27 protein-coding genes are annotated in these 25,251 nt (G+C 69.0%); 3 read left to right on the top strand and 24 right to left on the bottom strand.

Features of this window, described 5'->3' with window-relative positions; genetic code table 11:
* Positions 1 to 96 precede the first annotated feature (96 nt).
* The 13 genes from gap to PARJ55_RS0109525 all read right to left on the bottom strand — a co-directional run bounded on the left by gap (position 97) and on the right by PARJ55_RS0109525 (position 11,823).
* Positions 97 to 1,098: a type I glyceraldehyde-3-phosphate dehydrogenase gene (gene gap / locus PARJ55_RS0109585; protein ID WP_028712830.1), complete on the bottom strand. Its 1,002-nt coding sequence runs from the start codon at positions 1,096 to 1,098 to the stop codon at positions 97 to 99.
* A gap of 252 nt (positions 1,099 to 1,350) precedes the next feature.
* On the bottom strand, positions 1,351 to 1,494 hold the full coding sequence (locus PARJ55_RS24300) for a hypothetical protein (protein WP_028712829.1): 144 nt from the start codon (positions 1,492 to 1,494) through the stop codon (positions 1,351 to 1,353).
* Positions 1,495 to 1,787: 293 nt separating this feature from the next.
* Positions 1,788 to 2,837: a flagellar motor switch protein FliG gene (locus PARJ55_RS0109575; RefSeq protein WP_028712828.1), complete on the bottom strand. Its 1,050-nt coding sequence runs from the start codon at positions 2,835 to 2,837 to the stop codon at positions 1,788 to 1,790.
* A gap of 60 nt (positions 2,838 to 2,897) precedes the next feature.
* Positions 2,898 to 4,214, bottom strand: a complete 1,317-nt coding sequence (gene purB, locus PARJ55_RS0109570) for an adenylosuccinate lyase (RefSeq protein ID WP_028712827.1) — start codon at positions 4,212 to 4,214, stop codon at positions 2,898 to 2,900.
* Positions 4,215 to 4,483: 269 nt separating this feature from the next.
* Positions 4,484 to 5,215 (bottom strand): fumarylacetoacetate hydrolase family protein, encoded by a 732-nt coding sequence (locus PARJ55_RS0109565; RefSeq protein WP_028712826.1) that lies wholly within the window; start codon positions 5,213 to 5,215, stop codon positions 4,484 to 4,486.
* On the bottom strand, positions 5,212 to 6,159 hold the full coding sequence (locus PARJ55_RS0109560; RefSeq protein WP_028712825.1) for a sugar kinase: 948 nt from the start codon (positions 6,157 to 6,159) through the stop codon (positions 5,212 to 5,214). The genes PARJ55_RS0109565 and PARJ55_RS0109560 overlap by 4 nt, the downstream gene beginning before the upstream one ends.
* A gap of 2 nt (positions 6,160 to 6,161) precedes the next feature.
* Entirely contained in the window at positions 6,162 to 7,082 is a 921-nt protein-coding gene (locus tag PARJ55_RS0109555) for an NAD(P)-dependent oxidoreductase (protein ID WP_028712824.1), read from the bottom strand.
* A complete protein-coding gene (locus PARJ55_RS0109550; RefSeq protein ID WP_028712823.1) occupies positions 7,079 to 7,813 on the bottom strand; it encodes an amino acid ABC transporter ATP-binding protein in 735 nt (244 codons plus the stop codon). The genes PARJ55_RS0109555 and PARJ55_RS0109550 overlap by 4 nt, the downstream gene beginning before the upstream one ends.
* 53 nt (positions 7,814 to 7,866) lie before the next feature.
* Positions 7,867 to 8,664: a transporter substrate-binding domain-containing protein gene (locus tag PARJ55_RS0109545; RefSeq protein WP_028712822.1), complete on the bottom strand. Its 798-nt coding sequence runs from the start codon at positions 8,662 to 8,664 to the stop codon at positions 7,867 to 7,869.
* A gap of 29 nt (positions 8,665 to 8,693) precedes the next feature.
* A complete protein-coding gene (locus tag PARJ55_RS0109540) occupies positions 8,694 to 9,347 on the bottom strand; it encodes an amino acid ABC transporter permease (RefSeq protein ID WP_371255966.1) in 654 nt (217 codons plus the stop codon).
* A 4-nt stretch (positions 9,348 to 9,351) separates the two neighbouring features.
* Complete coding sequence (locus PARJ55_RS0109535; RefSeq protein ID WP_028712820.1) at positions 9,352 to 10,020, bottom strand: amino acid ABC transporter permease; 669 nt, start codon at positions 10,018 to 10,020, stop codon at positions 9,352 to 9,354.
* Positions 10,021 to 10,095: 75 nt separating this feature from the next.
* Positions 10,096 to 11,109, bottom strand: a complete 1,014-nt coding sequence (locus tag PARJ55_RS0109530; protein WP_028712819.1) for a LacI family DNA-binding transcriptional regulator — start codon at positions 11,107 to 11,109, stop codon at positions 10,096 to 10,098.
* Positions 11,110 to 11,352: 243 nt separating this feature from the next.
* Positions 11,353 to 11,823 (bottom strand): MarR family winged helix-turn-helix transcriptional regulator, encoded by a 471-nt coding sequence (locus PARJ55_RS0109525; protein WP_036697521.1) that lies wholly within the window; start codon positions 11,821 to 11,823, stop codon positions 11,353 to 11,355.
* 103 nt (positions 11,824 to 11,926) lie between these two features.
* Here PARJ55_RS0109525 and PARJ55_RS0109520 point away from each other — a divergent pair, with 103 nt between their 5' ends.
* Together PARJ55_RS0109520 and PARJ55_RS0109515 are read left to right on the top strand one after the other, a co-directional pair.
* Complete coding sequence (locus PARJ55_RS0109520) at positions 11,927 to 12,322, top strand: VOC family protein (protein ID WP_028712817.1); 396 nt, start codon at positions 11,927 to 11,929, stop codon at positions 12,320 to 12,322.
* Between the two features lie 34 nt (positions 12,323 to 12,356).
* Entirely contained in the window at positions 12,357 to 12,803 is a 447-nt protein-coding gene (locus tag PARJ55_RS0109515; RefSeq protein ID WP_028712816.1) for a VOC family protein, read from the top strand.
* A gap of 579 nt (positions 12,804 to 13,382) precedes the next feature.
* Here the strand turns inward: PARJ55_RS0109515 and PARJ55_RS0109510 are convergent.
* Positions 13,383 to 13,829 (bottom strand): SRPBCC family protein, encoded by a 447-nt coding sequence (locus PARJ55_RS0109510; protein ID WP_028712815.1) that lies wholly within the window; start codon positions 13,827 to 13,829, stop codon positions 13,383 to 13,385.
* A gap of 48 nt (positions 13,830 to 13,877) precedes the next feature.
* Between PARJ55_RS0109510 and PARJ55_RS0109505 the strand changes: the two genes are divergently transcribed.
* A complete protein-coding gene (locus PARJ55_RS0109505; RefSeq protein ID WP_028712814.1) occupies positions 13,878 to 14,264 on the top strand; it encodes a helix-turn-helix transcriptional regulator in 387 nt (128 codons plus the stop codon).
* Positions 14,265 to 14,381: 117 nt separating this feature from the next.
* Here the strand turns inward: PARJ55_RS0109505 and PARJ55_RS0109500 are convergent, their stop codons facing one another.
* The 10 genes from PARJ55_RS0109500 to PARJ55_RS21830 form a co-directional block, all read right to left on the bottom strand.
* On the bottom strand, positions 14,382 to 15,671 hold the full coding sequence (locus tag PARJ55_RS0109500) for a TRAP transporter large permease (RefSeq protein WP_028712813.1): 1,290 nt from the start codon (positions 15,669 to 15,671) through the stop codon (positions 14,382 to 14,384).
* A complete protein-coding gene (locus PARJ55_RS0109495) occupies positions 15,664 to 16,158 on the bottom strand; it encodes a TRAP transporter small permease (protein ID WP_028712812.1) in 495 nt (164 codons plus the stop codon). Before PARJ55_RS0109495 ends, PARJ55_RS0109500 begins: the two co-directional genes overlap by 8 nt.
* A gap of 4 nt (positions 16,159 to 16,162) precedes the next feature.
* Positions 16,163 to 17,131 (bottom strand): TRAP transporter substrate-binding protein, encoded by a 969-nt coding sequence (locus tag PARJ55_RS0109490; RefSeq protein ID WP_028712811.1) that lies wholly within the window; start codon positions 17,129 to 17,131, stop codon positions 16,163 to 16,165.
* Positions 17,132 to 17,260: 129 nt separating this feature from the next.
* Entirely contained in the window at positions 17,261 to 18,100 is an 840-nt protein-coding gene (locus PARJ55_RS0109485; protein ID WP_156929466.1) for an NADPH-dependent oxidoreductase, read from the bottom strand.
* A 12-nt stretch (positions 18,101 to 18,112) separates the two neighbouring features.
* On the bottom strand, positions 18,113 to 19,168 hold the full coding sequence (locus PARJ55_RS0109480) for an aldo/keto reductase (protein ID WP_028712809.1): 1,056 nt from the start codon (positions 19,166 to 19,168) through the stop codon (positions 18,113 to 18,115).
* 22 nt (positions 19,169 to 19,190) lie between these two features.
* Complete coding sequence (locus PARJ55_RS0109475) at positions 19,191 to 20,609, bottom strand: MFS transporter (RefSeq protein ID WP_051416225.1); 1,419 nt, start codon at positions 20,607 to 20,609, stop codon at positions 19,191 to 19,193.
* On the bottom strand, positions 20,606 to 21,952 hold the full coding sequence (locus tag PARJ55_RS0109470) for an LLM class flavin-dependent oxidoreductase (protein ID WP_028712807.1): 1,347 nt from the start codon (positions 21,950 to 21,952) through the stop codon (positions 20,606 to 20,608). Before PARJ55_RS0109470 ends, PARJ55_RS0109475 begins: the two co-directional genes overlap by 4 nt.
* Positions 21,953 to 21,969: 17 nt before the next feature.
* Positions 21,970 to 22,692, bottom strand: coding sequence for an ABC transporter ATP-binding protein (locus PARJ55_RS0109465; protein WP_028712806.1), 723 nt, complete (start codon positions 22,690 to 22,692; stop codon positions 21,970 to 21,972).
* Positions 22,668 to 23,522: an ABC transporter permease gene (locus PARJ55_RS0109460; protein ID WP_036697523.1), complete on the bottom strand. Its 855-nt coding sequence runs from the start codon at positions 23,520 to 23,522 to the stop codon at positions 22,668 to 22,670. Before PARJ55_RS0109460 ends, PARJ55_RS0109465 begins: the two co-directional genes overlap by 25 nt.
* Positions 23,519 to 24,571 carry an ABC transporter substrate-binding protein gene (locus tag PARJ55_RS21830; RefSeq protein ID WP_051416224.1) on the bottom strand — a complete coding sequence of 351 codons (1,053 nt, stop codon included), beginning with the start codon at positions 24,569 to 24,571 and terminating at the stop codon, positions 23,519 to 23,521. The genes PARJ55_RS0109460 and PARJ55_RS21830 overlap by 4 nt, the downstream gene beginning before the upstream one ends.
* Between the last annotated feature and the right edge of the window lie 680 nt (positions 24,572 to 25,251).

The raw sequence follows: 25,251 nt of genomic DNA, 5'->3' as shown, positions 1-25,251 counted from the left end.
GCGCGGTCTGCGCCTGGGCGCCGGGATCCGACCGGATATGAAAAACGCGCCCTCGTTTCCGGGGCGCGTTTTCCGTTTCTTCGGCTGGCTCCGGGCTCAGATCAGCTTGCCCATGGCGACCGCGGTGTCCGACATGCGGTTCGAGAAGCCCCATTCGTTGTCATACCAGGTCAGGATGCGGCAAAGCTTGCCCTCCATCACCTTGGTCTGGTCCATGTGGAAGACCGAGCTGTGCGGATCGTGGTTGAAGTCCGAGGAGACCAGCTTTTCGTCGGTATAGCCCAGGATGCCCTTCAGCGGACCGTTGGCGGCGCTGCGGATCGCCTCGTTGATCTCCTCGACCGAGGTGTCGCGGGCGGCCTCGAAGACCAGGTCCACGACCGAGACGTTGGGGGTCGGCACGCGGATCGCCACGCCGTCCAGCTTGCCCTTGAGTTCCGGCAGCACCAGGCCCACGGCCTTGGCCGCCCCGGTCGAGGTCGGGATCATCGACAGCGCGGCGGCGCGGGCGCGATACAGGTCCTTGTGCATGGTGTCCAGCGTCGGCTGGTCGCCGGTATAGCTGTGGATCGTGGTCATGAAGCCGCGGGCGATGCCGATGCTGTCATTGAGCACCTTGGCGACCGGCGACAGGCAGTTGGTGGTGCAGCTGGCGTTCGAGACGACGATGTCGTCCTTGGTCAGCGTGTCGTGGTTCACGCCGAAGACGATGGTCTTGTCGGCATTGTCGCCGGGGGCCGAGATCAGCACGCGCTTGGCGCCGGTCGAAAGATGCGGCTGCACCTTTTCCTTCGAGGCGAAGATGCCGGTGCATTCCATGATGACGTCGATGTCGCCCCAGGGCAGCTCGGCAGGGTTGCGGATCGCGGTGACCTTGATCGGACCGCGGCCGACGTCGATCGAGTCGTCGGTCACCTTGACCTCGGCGGGAAAGCGGCCGTGGACCGAGTCGTAGCGCAGCAGATGCGCATTGGTTTCGACTCGGCCCAGGTCGTTGATCGCCACGACCTCGATATCATTGCGCCCCGATTCGATGATCGCGCGCAGCACGTTCCGACCGATCCGGCCAAAGCCGTTGATCGCCACCTTGACAGCCATGGGGTTCCTCCGCCGCTGATGATGTTTCGCGGTGCTGATAGCCCGCATTGCCGGGGGAATGCAAATGCCTCAAGGCGGCGGGGGTGGAAACTTGATCGAAAGTTGCCGGATCGCGACGCGGCGGGCGCCGTCGGGCCGCCGGCCGGAAGCGGACGGGAGAGGCGTGCCGTGTCGCCGGGAGGAGATGCGCCCTTCCCGCGCCGCCCGGCAGCGCCGGGCGAATCGCGCGGCGTGCGCTCCGGGAGCTGCCCCCTATCGCCAGAAGCTGAGATATTCGATCAGGCTGGCGAATTGCTTGCCCAGGAACAGCGGCAGGCCCCAATGCAGGATCAGCGCATCCGCCGCGAACAGGCCCAGGATCAACAGGCCCAGCACCAGCGCGATCTGGTTTGTCATGTCTCCGATCCCCACGATTGCCCGGCCCGGCCCCAATTGCCGTTGCGCCCTCTGCTAGGACAGGGGCCGGGATCTGGCAAGCCCTGCGGCGGCACCCGGCACCAGCAAGGGCCAGGCCCTTGCCCGCTGTGCGGCCCGCCGTGTGCAACGTCGTTGCCCCGCTGGACGGCGGTGCCGCCGGCGGCCGAGCCGCCCGTCGCCGCCGTGCCATTTGCGCCGGGCAGCCGCCGCTCTGCCATCCGCGTCATGCCAGCCGCCGCTTTGTCCTCTGCCGCCGCGCCGGTTGCCGGGGATCAGCCGGGCGGGTCCTCGCCCGGTTCCTCTTCCTCGGGTTCCTGCGCGATCAGGAACAGGTCGCCCGCCGCCTCCATGCGGCGGATCGCCGCCACCACCTGATCCATGGCTTCCTCCGCATCGCGGGCCGAGACCTTGCCCAGCCCCTCCATCTCCTCGCGCATCGACTCGGCCAGCCGGCTCGAGATGCCGCCAAGGATGAAATCCACCGTCTCGCGGGCCTCGCCCCTGGCGCCGGCCAGCGCCTTGAGCAGCACGGGATTGTCCACCTCGCGCGTGATGCGGGCGATGTCGCGCGGATCGACGCGGCGGGGGATATGCGCCCAGGTGAAGATGGTCTTGCGCACCTCTCCCGCGAAGGCGGCATCGTCGTCGTCCAGGCCCGCCAGCACGCTGTCCCGCATGCTGGAAGGCGAGAAGTTCAGGATCGCCCCGACCTTTTCGCCGGCCTTGCCCTCCAGCGGCGGCTGCGGCACCGCATCCGCAGCCTGGATCAGCGCCTTGCCGATGCGCTGCAACGCATCGGCCCCGATCCCGCCGGTCAGCGACATGGCATAGGCGATCTGCCGGGCCAGATCGGGGTCGAGCAGGCCGAACACCTCGGCCGCGCGCGGCACCGGCAGTTTCGAGAACATCACCGCCGCGATCTCCACCGCCTCGGTCCGGGCCAGTTCGGCCAGCAGGGCGGGCGTCATCGCCGCGATGCGGTCCCAGGGGTCGCCGGCGCCGTTCAGCGCCGCCATGCGCCGCAGCCGGTCGCTGGTGTCGGGCGAGAGATGGCCGTCAAGCAGGTCCAGCGTGCCGTCGATATCGCCCGGAAAGGACAGGCCGACCGATTCCAGCCGGTCGCAGAACTCCGCCACGATGGCATTGCGGGTGTCGCGGTCGATGACGCCCATCAGCGCCATTTCCTGCGCAAGCCCGGTCTGCAATTCCGCCGGCAGCCGGGCGAGATCGATATCCTCGCCCTCGGCCAGCACCAGCCGCACGATCACCGCCGCCTTCTGCCGGGCGGTCAGCCCCGCCCCCCCGATTGCCGGAACGCCCATGGATTGCCCCCGATTCGTTCGTCCTTGGGGGCAATCTGGCAGGAAAAGGCGAATGTCCGGTTAACGCGCCCCGGACTCGCCGAAGACGCGGGCGAAAATCGTGTCGACGTGCTTGGTGTGATAGCCGAGGTCGAATTTCTCCTCGATCTCGGCGGGCGAGAGTGCGGCCGTCACCTCGGCATCGCCCAGCAGCTCGGTCTTGAAATCGGCGCCTTGCTCCCAGACCTTCATGGCGTTGCGCTGCACCAGCCGATAGGCGTCCTCGCGGCTGACGCCGGCCTGGGTCAGTGCCAGCAGCACGCGCTGCGACATGACCAAGCCCTTGAACTTGTTCATGTTCTTCAACATGTTCTCGGGATAGACCACCAGCTTTTCGATCACCCCGGCCAGGCGGTTCAGCGCGAAGTCCAGGGTGATCGTCGCATCGGGGGCGATGCCGCGCTCGACCGAGGAATGGCTGATGTCACGTTCGTGCCACAGCGCCACGTTCTCCATCGCCGGCACGACCGCCATGCGCACCAGGCGGGCCAGGCCGGTGAGGTTCTCGGTCAGGACCGGGTTCCTTTTATGCGGCATGGCCGAGCTGCCCTTCTGGCCGGGGCTGAAATATTCCTCGGCCTCAAGCACTTCGGTGCGCTGCATGTGGCGGATCTCGATGGCGATGTTCTCGATCGAGCTGGCGATCACGCCCAGCGTGGCGAAGAACATCGCATGGCGGTCGCGCGGGATGACCTGGGTCGAGATCGGCTCGGGGGAGAGGCCCATTTTCGCGCAGACATGTTCCTCGACCGCCGGGTCGATATTGGCGAAGGTGCCGACCGCGCCCGAGATGGCGCCGGTCGCCACTTCCTCGCGGGCGCGTTCCAGCCGCTCGCGGCCGCGGGCCATCTCGGCATAGAAGCGGGCGAAGGTCAGGCCCATGGTGGTCGGCTCGGCATGGATGCCGTGGCTGCGGCCGATGCGCACGGTGTCCTTGTGCTCGTAGGCGCGTTTCTTCAGCGCGGCGAGCACCTTGTCCATGTCGGCCAGCAGGATGTCGGCGGCGCGCACCAGCTGCACGTTCAGCGTGGTGTCCAGCACGTCCGAGCTGGTCATGCCCTGATGGACGAAGCGGGCCTCCTCGGCGCCGATATGCTCGGCCAGGTGGGTCAGGAAGGCGATGACGTCATGCTTGGTCACGGCCTCGATCTCGTCGATGCGGGCGACGTCGAATTCGACGTCCTTGGCCTTCCAGACGGCCTCGGCATTCTCGCGCGGGATCACCCCCAGATCGGCCTGGGCGTCGCAGGCATGCGCCTCGATCTCGTACCAGATGCGGAACTTGGTCTCGGGCGACCAGATGGCGACCATTTCGGGGCGGGCATAGCGCGGGATCATCGGGAGCTCCTGTGTTTGCGGGGGTTCTATTCGGTTGGGGAGGAGGCCGCAACTGCGGGAGAGGCGAAATGGCCGGGCGCAGCAAGCGGGCCGGCGGCGGAAGACGCGCGGCCGGAGGTGAGGGCGCGCATGTCTCGCCAGCGGATGCGGTGGACCGGCTCTCGTGGCGGCACGCTGCCGGCCGGGGGGCAGCCCGTGGCCGCCGGGGTCCGGCGACCGGCTCGCGCAATCGCTGGCGCGGCCCGACCGGGCGACCGGGGCAGGGGGCGTCAGCCGTCCGCCAGCCGCAATTCGACGCAGGCGCCTGCGGCGGTGGCGCGGGCATGGCGGGCGCCGTTCAGGGGCAGGGGGCCGATGCGCGCGCCGGTGATGATCACGTCGCCCGCCTTCAGGTCCCGCCCCTGGCGGCGCGCATGGCCGGAAAGCCAGCGCAGGAAATCCAGCGCATCGGCGAGGGGCGCGGCGGCCTCGGTGGTCGCGACCGGCTTGCCGTCCAGCTCCAGTTCGATCCCCAGCCGGTCCGCCGGCGGTTCCGCCAGCCGCGAGCCCAGAACGACGCCGGCCGAGCTGAAGCTGTCGGCCATCCGCGCAAGGGGCGGCAGTTCGGCCTGCGGCGCAAGGCGCGGCGCCACCAGCTCGAAGGCCAGATGCACGGCCGCGATGGCGCGCAGGATGTCGTGCTTGGCCGCGTCGGGGCCGGGATCGGCGGCCAGCAGGATCGCCGTCTCGACCTCGATTCGCGCATCGGCGGGCACGGCCAGCCGCGCGCCGGACTGCACCAGCGTCGCGCCGGGCAGCACCGCGCATTCGCGGTCCGCGCCCCCCAGCAGCGCCAACTTCCACAGCCCGCCGGGATCGCCCAGCCCGGCCAGCACCGCCTCCTGCACCGCATAGGCGGCGGCGGTGTCGCCGGGCGGCGGGGTCAGGCTGTCGGCCGGGCGGGCGGAACGACGCGCCGCCAGCAGCACCCGCGCGGCGGCCCCTGCGTCGAAGCCGGTCACGAGGCCACCCGCAGGCCCGGAAGATCGCCGGGCATAGCGTGGCGCGGAATGATCGCGCCGGGATGCTGCACCACCACCGCCGCCAGCCGCGCGGCGGCAAGGATGGCCGGCTGCGGGGCCAGGCCCGCCAGCCGCGCCGCCAGATAGGCCGCGTTGAAGCTGTCGCCCGCCCCGGTCGTGTCGCGCGCCGCGACGGCGGGCGGCAGGTCGTGGGTCTGAACCTCGGTTTCCCCCGCCGCGCGGCGCAGGACCGCCGCGCCGCCGGTGGTCAGGACGATCTCGGCTTCGGTCAGGCGCATCAGCAGGGCCATCGCTTCGGCCGGGGCGGCGGTGCCGAAACAGGCGGCCATGTCGTCCATCGAGGGCAGCACCAGCGTGGCGATCCCCGCCGCCCGGGCGATGACCCGGCCGGCGGTTTTGGCATCGGGCCACAGCGCGGGGCGGTAATTGGTGTCGAAGACGATCCGCGCCCCCGCCTTTCGCCGCCGGGCCAGCGCGTCCATCAGGCGCGCGCGGCCGTCCTCATGCAGCACGGCCAGGGTGATCGCCGACAGAAACAGCGTCCCGGCCTGCTCCAGCGCCGCCAGCGGCGCTTGCGCGGCATCGCAGAACAGGCTGCGGAAGGGGGCGTGTTCGCGCCAATAGAGGAAACTGCGTTCCCCCGCCGCGTCGGTCGAGATGAAGCTGAGCCCCGGCCGTCCGCCCGGCCGCAGTACCACCTGCGCCATGCCGACCTCTTCTGCCTCGGCCTCGGCGATCAGCCAGCGGCTCATGGCGTCGTCGCCCAGGCCGGTCAGATAGCCGACCGCGCCCGGACCCATCAGCCGGGCCAGATAGATGGCGGTGTTCAGAGTGTCGCCGCCCAGCCGCCGGTCGAAGGTCGAGGGGGCATCGGACCGGGCGGTGAATTCGACCAGCGGCTCTCCGATCGCAAGGATGCGCATGATCAGGTTCCGTAGGGCGTGGGCAGGGGGCGGCCGGCGGTGAAGGCCGCGATATTGTCCAGAACCAGCTCTGCCATCGCCCGCCGCGCCTGCGCCGTGGCCGAGCCGATATGCGGCGTCAGCACGCAGTTCGGCGCCTGAAGCAATGCCTGCGGCACCTGCGGCTCGCCCTCGACCACGTCCAGCCCCGCCGCGGCGATGCGGCCCTGCGCCAGCGCCTCGGCCAGCGCGGCATTGTCCACCAGCGAGCCGCGCGCCACGTTGACCAGGATGCCCGAGGGCCCCAGAGCGGCCAGTTCCGCCGCGCCGACCAGCCCGCGCGTGTCTTCGCCCCCGGCTGCCGTCACGAACAGCAATTCGCAATCGCGGGCCAGCGCCTGCGCGTCGGGGCGGAAGCCGTCGGGGCTGTCGGGCTTTTCGCTGCGACTGGTATAGAGCACCTCGCTGCCAAGGGCGCGCAGCATCCCGGCCAGCCGGCGGCCGATCCGCCCATAGCCCAGGATCCCGGCAGGGCGCCCCAGGACCGGCTGCCCCAGCCCCAGCTTGCCGCCGGCGGCCCAGTCCCCCGCGCGGGTGAAACGGTCGCCCTCGGCGATGCGCCGGCCGGCGGCCAGCGCCAGCGCCAGCGCCATTTCCGCCACCGCATCCGACAGCACGTCCGGCGTGGTCGTCACCTGGATGCCGCGCGCGCGGGCCTGTTCCAGGTCCACCGCATCGACGCCGACGCCGTTGACCGCGATCAGCCGCAGCGCGGGCAGGGCGGCCATCTGCGCCGAGGATAGGCCGAGCCCGCCGGTGGTCAGCACGATTTCCACGTCACCCGCATCGGCGATGTCGCGGACGATCCGGTAATCCGCGGCCAACCGGTCGGCCATCTCTTGCGGCTTGGGATCGGCCATAACCAGGATGCGCGGCCGGCTCATGCGATCTGGCCCAGGAAGTTGCGCAGGCGTTCGTTCCGCGGGTTGCCGAAGAATTCCGCCGGCGCGTTCTCCTCGACGATGCGACCCTTGTCCATGAAGATCACCCGGTCGGCCACGGCGCGGGCGAAATCCATCTCGTGCGTGACGCAGAGCATGGTCATCCCCTCGCGCGCCAGATCGATCATCGTGTCCAGCACCTCCTTGACCATTTCCGGGTCCAGGGCCGAAGTGGGTTCGTCGAACAGCATGATCCGGGGCTTCATGCAGAGCGCGCGGGCGATGGCCACGCGCTGCTGCTGGCCGCCGGACAGCTGCGCGGGATATTTGTCGGCCTGTTCGGGGATCCTGACCCGTTCCAGATAGTGGCGCGCGGTCTTTTCGGCCTCGGGGCGGCTGACCTTGCGGGCCTTCATCGGCGCGAGGATGCAGTTCTCCAGCACCGTCATGTGCGGGAACAGGTTGAAGCTCTGGAAGACCATGCCGACATCCTTGCGGACCTTGGCAACGTTCTCGCCGCCGGCGGTCAGTTCGACCCCGTCCACGATGATGGTGCCGGATTCGATGGCCTCCAGCTGGTTGATGGTGCGGATCAGCGTCGATTTTCCCGATCCCGAAGGACCGCAGATGACGATCCGCTCGCCCGGTTCGACCGTCAGGTCGATATCGGCAAGGGCATGGAAGGCGCCGTAATACTTGTTCACGGCCCGCATGATGATCGCATGTTCCGTCATGGTCGGATCCCCCTGGGAAAGCGCCCGGCCGGCAGCGGCCGGGCAGGCCGTCGTCATTCGGCGTTCTTCACGAAATCGGGCAGCGGTTCGCCCAGCCATTTCTGATGGATCTGGTCCAGCGTGCCGTCGGACTTGGCCCCGGCCACGAAGGCGTTCACCTTGTCCAGCAGCGCATCCGATCCCGGCGCCACGGCGATGCCCTGCACCTGGCTGGACAGGTCGAACTTCTTGTCGAAGCGGTCGCCCACGGCGCCGCCGATCTGCGCCATCACCACGTTCGAGGCGCCGATCAGCCTGACCTGCCCCGACATCAGCGCCTGCACGGCGCTGGCATCGTCGTCGAAGCGGCGGATCTGCGCGTCGGACGGCGCGACCTCGGTGACGGCGGTGTCCTGGGTCGAGGCCCGCGCGACGGCCACGGTCTGGCCCGACAGGGCCTCGGGCCCGGCGATCTCCAGCCCGGCATCGCCATAGACGGCGATGCTGATCCCGGCATAGGGGTCCGAGAAATCGACCCGCGCCGCGCGTTCCTCGGTGATCCCCAGCGAGGCCACCAGCACGTCGACCTGCCCCGACAGCAGATAGGGGATGCGGTTCGGGCCGGTCACCGGCACGATCTGCGGCTGGACGCCCAGATGTTCCGCCAGCGCCTTCGCCACGTCGGCGTCATAGCCGTCGGGCTGGCCGGCGCTGTCCATCACGCCGAAAGGCGGAAAATCGACCAGCATCCCGATCTTGACCGTGCCCGCGCTTTCGATGGCGGTCAGGTCGGCGGCGGCTGCGGGACCGGCAAGGCTTGCGGCCAGCGCGCCGGCGGCAAGGCTGGCAAAAAGACGGCGGTTCAGTTTCATGGCTCCCCCTCCTCTTGGGCAATTCGGTGTCAGCGCATCAGGGCCCGGCGCATCCGGGCCTCGATCTGCCGGGCCAGCAGCGACAGCGGCCAGCACAGGGCGAAATACAGTGCCGCGACGGTGCCGAAGACCAGGAACGGCTGGAACGTCGCGTTGTTGACGATCTGGCCGGCGCGGGTCAGCTCGGTGAAGCCGATGATCGAGGCCAGCGAGGTGCCCTTGATCAGCTGGACCAGGAAACCCACGGTCGGCGCGGTGGCGATGCGCATCGCCTGCGGCAGGATGACGTGCCGCATCCGGTCGCGATAGCCGAGCGCCAGGGCGGTCGCGGCCTCGCTCTGCCCCGAGGGGACGGCCTCGATGGCGCCGCGCCAGATCTCGCCCAGATAGGCGCTGGCATGCAGCGTCAGCGCCACGGCGGCGGCCAGCAGCGGATCGATCGGCAGGCCCACCACTGCCAGCCCGAAATAGACCAGGAACAGCTGCATCAGCAGCGGCGTGCCCTGGAAGACCTGGATGAAGCCGGTGGCGATCCGGCGCAGGACCCGGTTCTGCGAGCTGCGCGACAGCGCGATCGCCAGGCCGCCGATGGCGCCGCCGGCAAAGGCGATGGCCGACAGGATCAGCGTCCAGCGGACGGCGGTGACGATGAACAGGATATCGGCCGAGGAAAATTCGCGGATCATGTCAGCGCCCCGCCGGATAGGTGAAAAACATGCGGCGAATGGCGGCGAACAGCGTCGAGAAGCCAAGCGCCAGCAGGAAATAGAGGACCGTCAGCACCAGGTAGATCTCGAAGCTGGCGAAGGTGCGCGCGTTCAGGTCGGCCCCCGCCGAGGCCAGGTCATTGGCCGAGATGACCGAGACGACGCTGGAGGTCAGCATCAGATAGATGAACTGGCTGGTCAGCGAGGGATAGATGTTGCGCAGCGCCGGCTTGACCACGACGTAGCGGAAGATCTGCACCGGGTTCAGGCCAAGCGCACGCCCGGCCTCGATCTGGCCGCGCGGGATGGATTCGATCCCGGCGCGGATGATCTCGGTCCCGTAGGCGCCGACATTGACGACCAGCGCCACCAGCGCGGCGGTGTTGGGCGACATGCCCAGCCCCACGGCGGGCAGGCCGAAGAAGATAAAGAAGATCTGCACCAGGAACGGCGTGTTGCGGATCACCTCGACATAGGCGTCGACCAGCCAGCGCAGCGGCCGGATGCCCGAGGTCTTGGCGACCGCGCCCAGGACCGAAACGATCAGGCCGAACAGCATCGCCAGCAGCGACAGGCGCACGGTCAGCCATGCGCCGTAAAGCAGCAGATCCAGATTCTGCAAAACCGGCTGGAAGTTGAACTGATACATCCGGCCCTCCCCTGCCGAAGCGAGATTCACTCGAAACCTCGATTTAGATCGATCTAAAACACAGAAAGGGTAAAGTCAACACCATTCGCCGACGCTGCTTTCCCGGATGCGCAGCGCGGGCCGGACGATGGCGCGGCTGATCGGCGCGTCGGGATCGGCCAGCCTGCGCGCCAGCAGCCTTGCGGCATTGGCGCCGATGGCCGCGGGCTGCATCGCCACGCTGGTCATCGGCGGATAGGTCAGCTCTGCCAGCGGCAGGTCGTCCAGCCCCACCACGGCGCGATCCCGGCCAGGCTGGCAGCCGGCCTGCCGCAGGCCCGCCATCAGCCCGGCGGCCAGCACGTCGTTGAAGCACAGGATCGCGGTCGGCGCGGCGGGCAGGGCCAGGATCCGGCGGGCCGAGCGCATCGCGCCTTCCCAGCTCAGTTCCGCCTCGACGATCCCGCCATCCTCGGCGCCGGTCTCCGCAAGCGCGCGGGCAAAGCCCTTCAGCCGCTCCTCGCGGGCCGAAGTGCGGGCGCTGACCGACAGGAAGGCGATGCGGCGGTGGCCGCGCTCGACCAGGTGGCGCACCGCCAGCCCGACGCCCGCGACATAATCCGCCCCGGCATAATCGGTGGCATCCGTTCCGACCTCGCGCAGGGACTGGACCAGGGGCAGCCCCCAGCCGCGGATGCGGCCGGGCAGATCGGCCGCGGTGCCTTGCGCGGGGCACAGGATCACCCCGTCGACGCCGTGGCCGCGGAACCGTTGCAGGATCTGGTCCTGCCGCGCCGCGTCGTCCCGGCTGTTGGCCAGCAACACCACGCGGTCGTCCAGACCCATCACCTCTTCGACGCCGGAGAGGAATTCGGTGAAGAAGGCGTTGACCAGATTGGGCACGATCACCCCGATGGTGCGGCTGCTGTTGTTGCGCAGGCGGGCCGCGCCGATGTCGCGCACATAGTCCAGATCGGCCATGATCTGTTCGACCTTCCGGCGCGTATGCTCGGCCACCAGGGGAGAATTCCGCACCACCAGCGAGACCGTTGCCCGCGAGACCCCGGCAATCTTCGCGATCTCGGCCAGCGTCACCTTCTTATGGGCCATCGGGCTGTCTCCTGTGGCGGCCGCAACGGCCTCTTGCGCGATGATCTTCCAGATCCGGGGCCGCAGGACAACAGCAAGCCGCGATCCCGCGGCCGGGTGGGCCCCGCCATCCGGGGCGAATCGCTGCTGCCTGGGGAGGCGTGATGCTTGGCGGGCCTTGTCGCGCCGCCCGCGGCCGGCTCTTCCCGGGGATGCGTCGCCGGGATCGGGATGGCGCGGCAGGCGCCGCCGCGCGCCCGTGAGTTATCCGGTTGGCTTGCCGCGAGGACCGGGTTCCGACAGCCGGGTCAACTCGGCCCGCAGCTGATCCGGGTCGGACAGCGCCGTCTCGATTTCCGCATGGAGATGCCGCCAGATCGGCACCGCTCCGCGCAGGACCGCGCGCCCGGCCGGTGTCAGACGCAGCCGCCGCGCCCGCCGGTCGGCCGGGTCGGGGGCCGTCTCGACCAGTCGGCGACGTTCCAGCGGCTTGAGATTGGCGGTCAGGGTGGTCCTGTCCATCCCCAGCAGCGCCGCCACGCTGCCCAGGGTCGGCGGCTCCGGCCGGTTGAGCGACATCAGCAGCGAGAACTGCCCGCTTGAAATGCCGGCCGGTTTCAAGGCGATGTCGAAGCGACGCGCAAGCGCGCGCGCCGCCCTTTGCGCATGCAGGCACAGGCAGGTATCGCGCACCGTCAGGGTGGTCTGAAAGCTGGGCTCGTCGGCCGCGTGCATCTGCAAGGTTGACTTTCCCTGATTTATTACGTTGATATCAACATTGCTGCACGCGCGTCAATCGGCGCGCCGCCGGCATCCGGGATCGGAGGAGACAAGCGCCATGACCACGATGCAGCCCTTCCTGATGTTCCAAGGAGGCCGTGCCGAAGAGGCGATGACCTTCTATGTCTCGCTGTTCGACGACGGCGAGGTGCTGGAGATCGCGCGCTGGCAGAAGGGCGATGCGGGGGCAGAGGGCGGCATCAAGCTGGCCCGCTTCCGGGCCGCCGGGCAGAGCGTGCTGGCGAGCGACAGCCCGGTGCAGCACGCCTTCGACTTCACCCCCTCTTGGTCCTTCTTCGTCGAATGCGCGTCGGACGAGGAACAGGAGCGGCTTTTCGCCGCCCTTTCGGAGGGCGGCGCGGTGCTGATGCCGCCGGACGATTACGGCTTCAGCAGGCGTTTCGCCTGGACCGCAGACCGTTTCGGCGTGTCCTGGCAGCTCAATCTCGCATGACGCGCCGAAACCCCGACCGGACAAGGAGATGACGATGAAGATCGTGACCAGCCTCAGCTTCCAGGGCCAGTGCCGTGAAGCCTTCGAATTCTATGCCGAGGTGCTGGGCGGAAAGGTCACCGCCGCCATGCCCTATGGCGACGCGCCGCCCGGCATGTCGATCACCGACGAGAAATACAAGACCTGGCTGATGCATTGCTGGCTTGAAGTCGGCGACCAGGCGCTGATGGGCGCCGATATGGACGTGGCCTGGGCGCCCGGCATCGACAAGCCCAAGAACGGATTCGACGTGACCCTGCACACCGAGGACCGCGAGGAGGGCCGGCGCTGGTTCGACCGCCTGTCCGAGGGCGGCAGGGCGGTGATGCCGTTCGGCGAAACCTTCTGGTCGCCCGGCTTCGGCTCGCTGATCGACCGGTTCGGCGTGCCCTGGATGATCAACACCATCCCTTCGGCCGATTGGCAGCCGGCAGAGGGCTGACCGGCCGGACGGCGGCGCGGCCGGGCGATCGTTCCGTGGATCGGCCGCGGCCGATCATCCGGCTTGCTGCGAGGATGCCAGGTTCAGGCTCTGGGCCCGCGGGCGACGAACGCGCCGGGTTCCCTGCCGGGATGGGGCCGCTCACTTGACGCCAAGGCTGGGATTTCGGGGGTCGCCGCGGCACGTCGGCGCGGGCAAATCGCGATGCTTTCCTCCGCCTGCGCGTGTCGTGGCCATTCCTCGTGCAACGGACCTGCCTGGAAGGCATTCCTTGCTCGGGCACGCATTGCCGTCCCGGGAGGAGTCCCTTCCGCGAGCAGGCATTCGGGCCTTTGCGATCCCGGTTCGTGGTTCGGGCATGGCGCAGCGCGGGTTCCGGATCGGCCGGATTCTCGCCTGTGTCCACCCTTCGGGGTCACGCGGGCCTGCGATATCGCCCGCGGCGTCCCGGCATCCCGGCGGAAGACGCGGCCGGCCGCTGCGCCGAAACGGGATGCCGGCGCGCCCAGCTTTCGGACAGGATGGGGCGCCATGGCCGCGTTCCCGTTCCCCCGGCGGCGGGCTCTGCCCGGTGCGGCCCTATTTGTAGAAGCCTTCGCGCAGGTTGATGCCGTGTTCGAGCCAGGCCTTCATGGCGCAAAGCATCCCGGTCCAGCCCTCGCAATTGCCCAGGCAGCCCTTCAACCCGGCCTCGCTTTCGGGCCAGCCATATTCGCTGATCCGCACCAGCGTGCGCCCGTCCTCCAACGCGTGGAAGGTCATGGTCACGGTGGTCCAGAGGCGCGGCTCGCCCTCGGCCTCCCACTGCAGGACGATCCGCTCGTTGGTCACGACCTCCTGCACCAGAACCGGAAATGCGCCGGGGAAATCGTGGAAGTCCCAAGTCACCTCGGCGCCGGTGGCCAGCCGGCCCCTGGCCCCGCCCGTGGTGAAGAATTTCGACAGGCTGTCGGGATTCACGACGGTCTCGAACACCTCCTCGACCGGTTTGGCGATGCGTCCGCCGACGGTGAATTTCAGCTCCATGTTGCGATCCTCCTTGTCCTGCCGGTTATTATGTTATAGATTTATAACATGTCAACCGAAGATCAGGACGACGCGCTGTTCAAGGCGCTGGGGCACCGGGCGCGCCGGCAATTGCTGGACCTGCTGAAGGCGGGGCCCAAGACCACCGGCGGGCTGTGCGAGGCGCTGCCGCATCTGGACCGCTGCACGGTGATGCAGCACCTGCGGGTGCTGGAGGCGGCCGGTCTGGTCGTGGTCGAGCGGCGCGGGCGCGAAAGGTGGAACCATCTCGACGCGCTGCCCATCCACGCCTTGCAGCAACGCTGGATCGGCCCCTATGCCGCCCATGCGGTCGATATGCTGGCGGCGCTGAAACAGGCGGCGGAAGGCCCGCAGCCCGGCAGCCGCAGCGAGGAGGCCGCGGGAAATGGCCCGGGGCGAGCGGATGCGTGGTGACCCGAGCCGCGCCGTTCCGTGTTCGCGATGACGGGATCGCCGCAAGGGCGGGCATGATCGATGCGGCGCCGGCCGGCCGCTGATGCCGAAGCAGGGCGTGCGGGCTTGCCGGCCGGCCTAGCGGGAAAAGCCGCTGACCTGCGGCAGCCAGGTCGAAAGCGCCGGCACGAAGGTCAGGATCAGCAACGAGGCCAGCGCCGCGAGGAAGAAGGGCGGCAGCTCGCGGATCAGCGCCGAGGGCTTCTGCTTGGTCGCCGAGGCCACGACGAAGATCAGCCCGCCGACCGGCGGCGTCATCAGCCCGAAGGTCAGGTTCACGATCACGATGATGGCGAAATGATCCGCGGCGATGCCCAGGTTGTGGGCGATGGGCGCCAGGATCGGCACCAGGATCATCACCCCCGGCAGCGGGTCCATGAACATGCCGAAACCCAGCAAGAGCAGGTTCACCATCAGTAGGAAGGCGATGGGCGACAGGTCCATGGCGATCACCGCGTCGGCCATGGCCTGCGGCACGCCCTCGATGATCAGCACCCAGGCGAAGGCGCGGGCGGCGGCCAGGATCATCAGCACCGCCACAGACATGATGGCCGAGCGCAGGAACGCCCCCCACAGGTCCGCCAGCGTGAAGCCGCGATAGACGAAGGCGCTGGTCAGGATGGCGTAGAACACCGCCACGACCGAGGCCTCGGTCGGGGTGAACATGCCGCCGCGGATGCCGCCGACGATCAGCACGATCAGCAGCAGGGCGGGCAGGGCGGCGAAGCTGTTGCGGACCATCTGCCCGGCCGGCGGCCGCGGCTCGAGGCTGCGATAGTTGCGCTTGCGGCTGATCCACCAGTTCACCGCCGCCAGCAGCGCCGCGATCAGGATGCCGGGCAGGATGCCGGCCATGAACAGCGAGCCCACCGAGGTGTTGCGGTCCTGCAGCGCATAGATGATCATGGTGATCGAGGGCGGGATGATCGGGTCGATCACCGCCACGGAAATCGTCAGCGCCCCGGCATAGGCCTTGGAATAGCCGCTGCGCTCCATCATCCGCGCCATCATCGCGCCCGGCCCCGCCGCCGAGGCGAGCGCCGAGCCCGAGATGCCGGCGAACAGCGTGCCGGTCAGCACGTTGGCATAGCCCAGGCCGCCGCGCAGATGCCCCACGAATTGCGAGGCAAAGCGCAAGAGCATGCGCGAGATCGCCCCGGTGGACATGATCTCTGCCGCCAGGATGAAGAAGGGCACGGCCAGCAGCGGGAAGCTGTCGAGGCCGGTGAACATCTCCTTCACCACCACGACCAGCGGATAGCGGCCCGACAGGCCCACCGCCGCGAAGGCGGCCATGGCCAGCGCGAAGGCGATGGGCACCCCCATGACCATCAGGATCAGGAAGGCGGCGACCAGGATCTCAACCAAGGGGGGCCTCGTCGGAATGCTGCAGCCCCGCCCGCAGGTATTGCGGCGCGATCAGCGCAAGATGGGCGATCATCAGCGCGAAGCCGGCGGGCATCGCGGCATAGATCCATTTCATCGGCACCCGCAGGGCCGCCGATTTCTGGATCGCCATGCGGTTCATGTAGTCGATGCCGACCCAGACCATGAAGCCGAAAAAGGCGAACAGCACCAGCAGGATCGCCGCGCGCAGGACAAGCTGGCCCCGCGTGGGCAGCGCGTCCTGCGCATTGGTGATGGCGGCATGGGCGCCGTGGCGCAGCGCCAGGCCGCTGCCCAGGAAGGTCAGCCAGATCATCGAGTAACGCGCCACCTCGTCGGCCCAGGTCAGCGAATTGCCGGTCAGATACCGGCCCGCGACGTTCCAGCCGACGATCACCGACATCGCCGCCAGCCCCAGAACGAGGATGGCGCCGTTCAGCGTGACGAAGGCGCGTTCGATCCGGCGCATGGGCTTACTCGACCGCCTGGATGCGGTCCATCAGCTCCTTGCCGAACTGGGCCTGATAACGCTGGTAGGGGCCGGCCAGCGCCTCGCGGAAGGCGGCCTTCTGCTCGGGCGAAAGCTCGTTCACCTGCATCCCCGCCTCCTGCATCGCGGCGACGCCCGAGGCGTCGACCTCGTCGACATAGGCGCGCATCGCCGCCACCGCGTCCTTGGCCGCCTTGTCGAAGGCCGCCTTCTGCGCGTCGTCCAGCCCGTTCCACAGCGCGGGCGAGACCAGGATGATGGTCGAGGAATAGACGTGGCCGTCCAGCGTCAGGTATTTCTGCACCTCGTTCAGCTTGGCCGAGACGATCACCGAAAGCGGGTTCTCCTGCCCGTCGATGGCGCCCTGTTCCAGCGCGCCGATCACCTCGGGCCAAGCCATCGGGGTGGGGGCGGCGCCGAGCGCGCGGAACGCCTCGATATGCACCGGATTCTCCATGGTGCGGATCTTCAGCCCGTTCAGGTCGGCCGGTGCCTCGACCGCGCCGCGATTGCTGGTGATGTGGCGGAAGCCCTGCTCGCCCCAGGCCAGCGCGTGCAGGCCGGCATCGTCGAACCTGGCCAGCATTTCCTGGCCGATCTCGCCGTCCAGCACCTTGCGGGCATGGTCCTTGTCGCGCAGCAGGAAGGGCACGCCCAAGACGCCGACCTCGGGCACGAAATTGGTCAGCGTGCCGTCCGAGGCGATGGTCATCTCGACGGTGCCGAGCTGCAGCCCCTCCAGCACCTCGCGCTCGCCGCCCAGGCCCGAAGAGGGGAAGTGGCGGAAGCTGAACTGGTCGCCCAGGCTTTCCTTCAGCGAGGCCTCGAAAGCCTTGGCGCCGGCGCCGTAATGGCTGTCCTCGGCCAGCGCGTAGCCGATCTTGATTTCCTGCGCCACCGAGGGCGCGGCAAGGGCAGCGCAGAACAGCGCGGCGGCAAAGACATGTTTCATGGTGGAACCCTTCCCCGATTTTCGGCGGCGATTTAGCGCCACATGACGGGAATGTGCAATCCCGCCACCGGATTCGCCGCCGGGGAAAGAGCAAAGGAGCCGGGCCGGCCAGCGGTGCCGCGGGCCCGGCTATCCCAGTGTGACGCCCAGCCGCCCGAAGGCCTCGCGCAGCCGGTGGCGGCCCTTCAGTGCTGCGACATCGCGCAGCCGGCCGATCAGCAGCTCGCTCCAGCTTTGCCGGGGCAGGCCCTGCTCGGCGCGGAAGGCTTCGGTGGCAAGGTCGTGGCGGGCGACGGCCTCGGGCTGCGCCGCCGCCGAATAGGCATCGCGGTGCAGGACCGCCGGTTGCGGCAGGCGCGGCTTGACTGCGGTCGGGACCGCGGGATCGGGGCGGCCGACGACGAGGCCGAACACCGCCACCGCGCGGCGCGGCAGGCCCAGCAGATGCGCCACCGCTTCAGGATCGTTGCGCAGCGCACCGATATAGACCGTGCCCAGCCCCAGCGATTCCGCCGCCACCAGCGCATTCTGCGCCGCCAGCGCCGCGTCGATGGCGGCCAGCAGGAAGGTCTCGGTATAGTCGAGCCCCAGCAGCGTCACGCCTGCCCGGTCCGCGACCGCCTCGGCGCGGGACAGGTCGGCGATCCAGACCAGAATCAGCGGCGCCTGACGGATATGGTCCTGCCCGCCGGCGATCTCGGCCAGCCTGTCGCGCTTGGCGGGATCGGTGACGGCCACCACGCTCCAGGCCTGGATGTTGGACGAGGTCGGCGCCGAGGAGGCCGCCGCGACCAGCGTTTCGAGCGTGCCGGGCGCCAGCGCATCCGGCAGGTAGGACCGGACCGACCGATGCGCCAGAAGCGTGGCGAGAACCGGATTCCAGCCCGCGAGCGCGGCCGGCTCGCGATAGCGTTTCAGCACCGCCTCGGCGGCTTCGGCGGGATGCGGGGCGTTGAGGGAAATATTCATGCGCGTCTCCTGTCAGGGGGCGGGGCTGCCGTGCAGCTGGAAGACCGCGTCGATGCGGGACTCGATTTCCGGGGTGATGACGACCTCGACCGAGCCGAGATCGGCCTCCAGCTGCTCGGCCCTGGTGGCGCCGATGATGTTGGCGGTGACGAAGGGCCGGCTGGTGACATAGGCGATGGCCAGCTGCGCCGGGTCGAGCCCGAAGTCGCGGGCGATCTGCAGATAGGCGTCCACCGCCTCGGCCACGCCGGGCTTGGTGTAGCGGTCGCCGCGGTCGAACAGCGTCAGCCGCGCGCCTTCGGGCCGGGCGCCGTTGCGGTATTTGCCGGTCAGGAAGCCCTGCGCCAGCGGCGAATAGGCCAGCAGCCCCACCTGCTCGCGCTCGTGGAACTCGGCCAGCCCCTGCTCATAGGTGCGGTTGACGAGGTTGTAGGCGTTCTGCACCGAGATGACGCGCGGCAGGTCCCGGGTCTCGGCCAGATGCAGAAAGCGCGACAGGCCCCAGGCGGTCTCGTTGGACAGGCCGACATGGCGGACCTTGCCGGATTTCACCAGCCCGTCCAGCGCCTCCAGCGTTTCCTCGATCGGCACTTCCGAACCGTCATGCCCGCGCGAGGGTGCGTGCCGGCCGCTGCCGAACAGCGGCACCGGGCGGTTCGGCCAGTGGATCTGGTAGAGGTCCAAGTAATCCGTCTGCAACCGGCGCAGCGAACCCTCGACGGCCTCCTCGATGTTCCGGGCGTCCAGCCGCGGCGGCCGGCCGTCGGCGCGCAGATAGGTGCGGTCGCTGGGCCCCGAGACCTTCGAGGCCAGCACGATCCGGTCCCGGCCGCCCCGCGCCTTCAGCCAGGAGCCGATGATCCGCTCGGTCGCGCCCTGGGTTTCGGCCCGCGGCGGGATCGAGTAGTTTTCCGCCGTGTCGATCAGATTGACGCCGAAATCCACGGCGCGGTCGAGTTGGTCGTGGCCTTCGGCCTCGGTGTTCTGCTCGCCCCAGGTCATGGTTCCCAGCGCGATGGCGGAAACCTTGATGCCGCTGCGGCCAAGGGGGCGGTAGTCGAGTGTCATGCAATCTCTCCTGCAATCATGGTCATGGGGCGGCGCGAACGGGGATCGCTTGCCCGGATATTTCATGGCCGGAACTGGCCGCCAGCCGCATCAGCGGCAGGATCGCGCAGGCCGAGACCAGCGCCAGGGCGAAGAACGCCGTGTGAAAGGCGTCGAGCGTCAGCCCCTCGGAACGGCCGCCGATTTCCAGCAGCCCCCCGGCCAGCGCCACGCCAAGCGCGGTCGCGATCGGGCGCAGCACCGTGGTCAGGGCCAGCGCGGCGCCGACGGTCTCGGGGGCAAGCTCGGATATCGCCAGCACCTGCTGGCCGGTGAAGAACAGCGAGCGCAGCACGCCGCCGCCGATCAGCAGCGCCGCGATCAGCAGATGCGGGGTCTGCGGCGTCAGCAGGCCCTTGGCGGCAAGGCCCAGGGCCGAAAGCGAGGCGGCGAGGATCAGCGGATTGCGAAAGCCGTGGCTGGCAAAGACCTGGGTCGAGACCAGCTTGGCCGAGATCGCGCCGATGCCGCCGGCGAAGGTGATCAGCCCCGCCTCGAAGGCGGTCAGCCCGAAGCCCAGCTGCAGCATCAGCGGCAGCAGGAAGGGCACCGCCCCCGCGCCGATCAGGAAGACCATGGTGGCGGTGATCGCGCCGCGAAACACCGGGTCGCGGCAGATGCCGGGATCCAGCAGCGGCGCCGGATGGGCGCGGGCGTGGCGCAGATAGGCCCAACCTCCCGCCAGCCCGGCCAGCGTCAGCGCCAGCGAGGCCCAGAGCGGCAGGATCGGCAGGCTGACCAGCGACAGTCCCGACATCAGCCCCGAGAAGGCGACTGCCAGCAGCAGAAAGCCGCGCAGGTCCAGCCGGTGGGCGGGCGCTCTCGGCACGTCCCGGATCAGGGCGCCGACCGCAAGGATGCCGGCCAGCCCGACGGGCAGGTTCACCAGGAAGATCCAGTGCCAGCCGAGAAAGGTCGTCAGCGCGCCGCCGACCAGCGGTCCCATCAGCGGCGCCACCACCGCCGGGATGGTCATGGTCGCCGTCGCCCGCATCAGCCCGGCGCGGGGCGTGACGCGATACAGCATAAGCCGCGCCAGCGGCGTCATCATCGCCCCGCCCATGCCGCCCAGGAACCGCGCCAGCACGAACCCCTCCAGCGAGGTGGCGAAGGCGCAGCCCAGCGAGCCCAGCATGAAGACCAGGATCGCCATGCGGAACACGCGGGTCGGGCCCAGCCGGTCGCCCAGCCAGGCGCTGACCGGAATGAAGATCGCCAGCGCCAGGAAATAGGCGGTGAAGGCCAGCTTCAGCGCCACGGGGGTCGTGCCGATATCGGCGGCGATGGCTGGCAGCGAGGTGGCGATGACGGTGGAATCCATGTTCTCCATGAACAGCGCCACCGACAGGACCAGCGGCACCAGCCATGGGGCGCGCGGGGCGCCCTGCCTGTCCTGCCTCATTCCGCCGCCGAGATCCCGCGTTGCACCGCGAAACGGTTTTCCGGCCGGGGCAGGCCGAAATGGTCGCGCAGGGTCCGGCCGGCGTAATCCTGGCGGAACAGGCCGCGCTTGCGCAGGATCGGCAGGACATGCTCGACAAAGCTGTCGAAGCCGCCATGCAGCCAGGGCGGCATCACGTTGAAGCCGTCGGCGGCGCCGTTCTCGAACCAGGTCTGGATGTCGTCGGCGATCTTTTCCGGCGTGCCGACCGAGACCCAATGCCCGCGCGCCCCGGCGATGCGGTGCATGAGCTGCCGGATCGTCGGCTTTTCGCGTTCCACGATGTCCAGCACCAGCTTGAAGCGGCTGGCCTCGGCCCGGTCGGGATCGGGCGCGACCAGATGGCGCGGGAAGGGCCCGTCAAGATCGTGGCCCGTCAGGTCCAGCCCGGTCATCCGCTTCAGCACGTCCAGCGAATAGGCGGGCTGGGTCAGGGCGTTGAATTCGTCATGCAGGGCCTGCGCCTCGGCCGTGGTCGAGCCGATATAGGGGCTGATGCCCGGCAGCACCTTGATGTGATCGGGATCGCGGCCGACGCCCCGCGCCCGGGCCTTGATGTCGGCATAGAATTCCTGCGCGCTGGCAAGCGTCTGGTGCGCGGTGAAGATCGCCTCGGCATGCAGCGCGGCGAAATGCCGGCCGTCCTCGGACGAGCCCGCCTGCACATAGACCGGCCGGCCCTGCGGGCTGCGCGGGATGTTCAGCGGGCCGCGCACGCGGAAATGCGGGCCGGCATGGTCGATCCGGTGGATGCGGGCGTCATCGGCGAAGACGCCGCTTTCGGGATCGATGACCAGGGCCTCGTCCTCCCAGCTGTCCCAGAGCTTGGTGACCACCTCGAGGAATTCATGCGCGCGGCCGTAGCGGTCGGCATGGACCGGATGTTCGTCCAGCCCGAAGTTCTGCGCCGCCTGCGCCGCGCCGGTGGTGACGATGTTCCAGCCGACCCGCCCCTGCGAGATGTGATCGACCGAGGCGAACAGCCGGGCGAGGTTGTAGGGTTCGGTATAGGTGGTCGAGGCGGTGGCGATCAGCCCGATGCGGCTGGTCGCGGCGGCCAGCGCGGTGATCGTGGTCAGCGGCTCCAGCCGGAAGCGGCTGGCATAGCGGATATTGTCCGCCAGCGCCGGGCCGTCGGCGAAGAACAGCGCGTCGAATTTCGCCGCCTCGGCCTTGCGGGCCAGTTCCTGGTAATAGCCGATATCCAGTGCGCGCTGCGGGTCCGAGCCCCTGTAGCGCCAGCCGGCCTCGTGATGGCCGCCGGGATAGATGAAGAGGTTCAGGTGAAGCTGTCGCTTGGACATGTCGGTTTCCTTTGAAATCAGTGGGCCGAAACGCCCAGCTTGCCAAGCAGGTGGCGGCGAAGCTGGCCGAAGCGGGGATTGTCGGGCGCGCGCGGGGCGGACAGCGCGATCTGCAGGTCCTCGACGAAGGCGCCTTCTTCCAGCACCAGCACGCGGTCGGCCAGGGTGATCGCCTCGTCCACGTCGTGCGTGACCAGCAGGACGGCGGGGCGGTGGCGGGCGCATAGCTCCTTCAGCAGGACATGCATGCGGATGCGGGTCAGCGCGTCCAGCGCGCCGAAGGGCTCGTCGGCCAGCAGCAGCTCGGGCTCGCGCACCAGCGAGCGGGCCAGCGCCACGCGCTGCTGTTCGCCGCCCGACAGCTCGACCGGCCAGGAATGCTCGCGCCCGGCCAGCCCGACCTCTTGCAGCATGCGCCGGCCGGCATCATCGGCGTCGCGCAGGCCCAGCGTCACGTTCTGCAGCACCGTGCGCCAGGGCAGCAGCCGGGCGTCCTGGAACACCACGGCCTTGTTTTCCGGCACGTCCAGCCTGCCCGAGCCGGTGACGTCGTGGTCAAGCTCGGCCAGCGCCTTGAGGAAGGTGCTTTTCCCCGAGCCCGAGCGGCCCAGCAGGGCGACGAACTCGCCGCGCGCGATGTGCAGGTTCAGCCCGGCCAGGATGGTGCGGCCGTTGAAGCCGCGATGCAGGTCCTGCGTCTGCACCGTGAAGCGGTTCACTGCGACAGCGTGCGGCGCCATGACAGGGCCCTCCTTTCGGCGAAGCGGACGGCGGCGTCCGAGGCGAGGCCGAGCACGGCATAGACCACGATGCCGGCGATGATGATCTCGGTCTGGCCATAGGTGCGGGCGAGGTTGATCATGTAGCCCAGCCCGCTGGTGGCGTTGACCTGCTCGACCACCACGAGCGAGACCCAGCACAACGTCACCGCGAAGCGCAGGCCCAGCAGGAAGCCCGGCAGCGCGCCCGGCAGCACCACCTGCCGGATAAAGGTCCAGCGCGACAGGTTCAGCGTCTCGGACAGCTCGACATAGCGGTTGTCGATGCTGCGCAGGGCGTTGTGGGTGTGGATGTAGATCGGCACGATGACCGCCAGCACGATGGTGATGATCTTCATCTGCTCGCCGATGCCGAACCACAGCATCAGAAGCGGGATCAGCGCCAGGGTCGGCACCGCGCGCTTGATCTGGATCGGGCCGTCGATCAGCGCCTCGCCCAGCCGCGACAGGCCGGCGATGACGGCCAGCACCGTGCCGATGGCGACCCCGATCACCAGCCCGGTGCCCGCGCGCCAGGCCGAGATGCCGAAATGTTCCTGCAACCGGCCGTCCGCGATCAGTTGCCGGAAGGCGTCCAGCACCGTCCAGGGTGCCGAGAGGATGCGCGGGTCGATCAGCCCCAGCGCCGAGCCCAGCGTCCACAGCGCCACCAGCGCGATGCTGCCCAGCTGCATGCCGAAGGGGATGGCCGGGCCGGGTCCCAGCCGGACCCGGGCGCTGCTGCGGCTGCGGGGCTGCAAGGCCGCCGCCGCGGCGGCCGGTTTGAAATCGTCGGTCGCGATCAGGGTCATTGGGTCAGTTCCTCTTTCTTGACCGCGCTCGAGCCCTTGGACAGGGCCTCGGCGGCGATTTTCTCGAAGCGGCGGTCGAATATCTCCTCGGCGCTGAAGGGCGTGTTGCCCGTCGCCTCGGCCAGCAGGGCGATGGTATGGCTGTGGCGCTGGATCACTTCGTCCCAGCTTGCGGGGATGACCTGGCGGCCGGTCTGCTCGACAGCGGCCTTGCCGTCCTCATAGGACAGGTTCTGGTCCTTGACGTAATAGCCCTGGATGAATTCCTCGGGGTGGTCGTTGATCCATTCCGTCGCGCGGGCCCAGAGCCGGACATATTCCGCGGCGGCCGCCGCCTTGGCCGGATCATCCAGAACCCATTGCGGCGCCCAGAGATGGCTGGGATCGTCGCGCAAGCCGTGATCGACCAGCCGCGCCCCGTCCGGGCCGTATTGCCGGATGTAGCGGGCGATATAGACGCTGCCCAGCGGCGCGACGTCCACCTGACCCGAGCCGAGCGCGACCGGATAGACGTCGCCGGTGCTGGGAATTTCCACCAGCGTCACGTCGTCCCGGCCCAGCCCCGCCGCCTCGAGCGTGCGCAGCACCAGCGCGCCCTGCGCCTGTCCGGGGCTGTAGGCGATGCGCCTGCCCTTGAAGTCCTGGATGCTGCCGATCTGGTCGCCGAGCGCCGGGGTGACGCCGAAGCGATAGATCGGGTGGGCGATGGGGTCCTGCCTTTCGCGATAGGCGATGTTGCGCACCGGCAGGTCGTTCCATGTCGCATGGATCGAGGGGATCTCGGCCACGCTGGCCAGGTCCAGCGCCTTGGCGCGGAAGGCCTCGCTGGTCTGCGGGCCGCCGCTGATATTGGCCCATTCGACCTTGAAGCCGAGTTCGTCGATCAGCCCTGAAATCTCCAGCGCCTTCTGGGTGACGGGGTCGCCGACGCGCAGCACCGTGCCCTCGGGCACCTCGTCGGGGATCGGTTCCTGGGCAAGAACGGGCGGGGTGGCGAGCGCAAGGCCGACAGCCAATGCCAGCAAGGGGCGGTAAGGAATGTTGGTCATGTTCAACCTGTCCAAAGAAGCGTCCTGGACCCCAGAAGCTAACCATAAATTCATTAAAGTCGATAGATATACTGTATTTAAATCGGCAGGTTTCGGGGGAGGATCTTCCGCCCGTTCCGGCCTCGGGAGGATGCCACGGCTGCGGCCGGAAATTCCGACGTCAAAGACAGGACGCGTGCCGGCCGGCCTTCCGGACCCCCGAGGAGTGTCGTGCGGGGTTTGCCGCTTGCCGGCGACATCGCCGCGGCGTCGGTTGCGGAGCTTTTCGGCAGCGCAGCCATCCGGATCGAAGGCGGCCCTGCTTTCAGCCGGGAAAGGCTGCCACCTCGCCTGCGGGCCGCTTCAGGCTGCCGGCATGGCAGCGCGGCGACAGGAACGCAGGGATAACGGCCAGCCTCGCTTTGCTGCCCGGATCGGACCTGGCCGCGCTTGCCGGGACGTTGCGGCGGGGATCGGGCCTGTTCCGGCGCGCGGGCGGGCGACCGCCCCCGCCCCCGCGGGAAACCGATATCGTCCTGCCTTGCAGAACTGGGATGACCGGGGCCCGCTGGACGCGAAACCTGCCGCGCATGACGATCCGGGGGCGCCGAAACAATACCGGGTCTTCGCCGCTTTTGCCCCCGGCCCCGGCACGACCGCCCGGCTGCGGGCGTCGCCAAGAAAAAAGCCGCCCCGAAGGG

The sequence above is a fragment of the Paracoccus sp. J55 genome (genome assembly GCF_000513975.1).
GTDB lineage: Bacteria > Pseudomonadota > Alphaproteobacteria > Rhodobacterales > Rhodobacteraceae > Paracoccus.
Note: the sequence above shows the minus strand (reverse complement) of the source record. Positions and strands in the feature narration are given on the sequence as shown.

What these genes read in the sequence shown, in the direction of transcription:
- gap (WP_028712830.1), bottom strand. Translation starts at nt 1,098, where the DNA reads ATGGCTGTCAAGGTGGCGATCAACGGCTTTGGCCGGATCGGTCGGAAC.
- PARJ55_RS24300 (WP_028712829.1), bottom strand. Translation starts at nt 1,494, where the DNA reads ATGACAAACCAGATCGCGCTGGTGCTGGGCCTGTTGATCCTGGGCCTG.
- PARJ55_RS0109575 (WP_028712828.1), bottom strand. Translation starts at nt 2,837, where the DNA reads ATGGGCGTTCCGGCAATCGGGGGGGCGGGGCTGACCGCCCGGCAGAAG.
- purB (WP_028712827.1), bottom strand. Translation starts at nt 4,214, where the DNA reads ATGATCCCGCGCTATGCCCGCCCCGAAATGGTCGCCATCTGGTCGCCC.
- PARJ55_RS0109560 (WP_028712825.1), bottom strand. Translation starts at nt 6,159, where the DNA reads ATGCGCATCCTTGCGATCGGAGAGCCGCTGGTCGAATTCACCGCCCGG.
- PARJ55_RS0109555 (WP_028712824.1), bottom strand. Translation starts at nt 7,082, where the DNA reads ATGAGCCGGCCGCGCATCCTGGTTATGGCCGATCCCAAGCCGCAAGAG.
- PARJ55_RS0109550 (WP_028712823.1), bottom strand. Translation starts at nt 7,813, where the DNA reads ATGACGGAACATGCGATCATCATGCGGGCCGTGAACAAGTATTACGGC.
- PARJ55_RS0109545 (WP_028712822.1), bottom strand. Translation starts at nt 8,664, where the DNA reads ATGAAACTGAACCGCCGTCTTTTTGCCAGCCTTGCCGCCGGCGCGCTG.
- PARJ55_RS0109535 (WP_028712820.1), bottom strand. Translation starts at nt 10,020, where the DNA reads ATGTATCAGTTCAACTTCCAGCCGGTTTTGCAGAATCTGGATCTGCTG.
- PARJ55_RS0109530 (WP_028712819.1), bottom strand. Translation starts at nt 11,109, where the DNA reads ATGGCCCATAAGAAGGTGACGCTGGCCGAGATCGCGAAGATTGCCGGG.
- PARJ55_RS0109525 (WP_036697521.1), bottom strand. Translation starts at nt 11,823, where the DNA reads ATGCACGCGGCCGACGAGCCCAGCTTTCAGACCACCCTGACGGTGCGC.
- PARJ55_RS0109520 (WP_028712817.1), top strand. Translation starts at nt 11,927, where the DNA reads ATGACCACGATGCAGCCCTTCCTGATGTTCCAAGGAGGCCGTGCCGAA.
- PARJ55_RS0109515 (WP_028712816.1), top strand. Translation starts at nt 12,357, where the DNA reads ATGAAGATCGTGACCAGCCTCAGCTTCCAGGGCCAGTGCCGTGAAGCC.
- PARJ55_RS0109510 (WP_028712815.1), bottom strand. Translation starts at nt 13,829, where the DNA reads ATGGAGCTGAAATTCACCGTCGGCGGACGCATCGCCAAACCGGTCGAG.
- PARJ55_RS0109505 (WP_028712814.1), top strand. Translation starts at nt 13,878, where the DNA reads ATGTCAACCGAAGATCAGGACGACGCGCTGTTCAAGGCGCTGGGGCAC.
- PARJ55_RS0109495 (WP_028712812.1), bottom strand. Translation starts at nt 16,158, where the DNA reads ATGCGCCGGATCGAACGCGCCTTCGTCACGCTGAACGGCGCCATCCTC.
- PARJ55_RS0109490 (WP_028712811.1), bottom strand. Translation starts at nt 17,131, where the DNA reads ATGAAACATGTCTTTGCCGCCGCGCTGTTCTGCGCTGCCCTTGCCGCG.
- PARJ55_RS0109485 (WP_156929466.1), bottom strand. Translation starts at nt 18,100, where the DNA reads ATGAATATTTCCCTCAACGCCCCGCATCCCGCCGAAGCCGCCGAGGCG.
- PARJ55_RS0109480 (WP_028712809.1), bottom strand. Translation starts at nt 19,168, where the DNA reads ATGACACTCGACTACCGCCCCCTTGGCCGCAGCGGCATCAAGGTTTCC.
- PARJ55_RS0109475 (WP_051416225.1), bottom strand. Translation starts at nt 20,609, where the DNA reads ATGAGGCAGGACAGGCAGGGCGCCCCGCGCGCCCCATGGCTGGTGCCG.
- PARJ55_RS0109470 (WP_028712807.1), bottom strand. Translation starts at nt 21,952, where the DNA reads ATGTCCAAGCGACAGCTTCACCTGAACCTCTTCATCTATCCCGGCGGC.
- PARJ55_RS0109465 (WP_028712806.1), bottom strand. Translation starts at nt 22,692, where the DNA reads ATGGCGCCGCACGCTGTCGCAGTGAACCGCTTCACGGTGCAGACGCAG.
- PARJ55_RS0109460 (WP_036697523.1), bottom strand. Translation starts at nt 23,522, where the DNA reads ATGACCCTGATCGCGACCGACGATTTCAAACCGGCCGCCGCGGCGGCG.
- PARJ55_RS21830 (WP_051416224.1), bottom strand. Translation starts at nt 24,571, where the DNA reads ATGACCAACATTCCTTACCGCCCCTTGCTGGCATTGGCTGTCGGCCTT.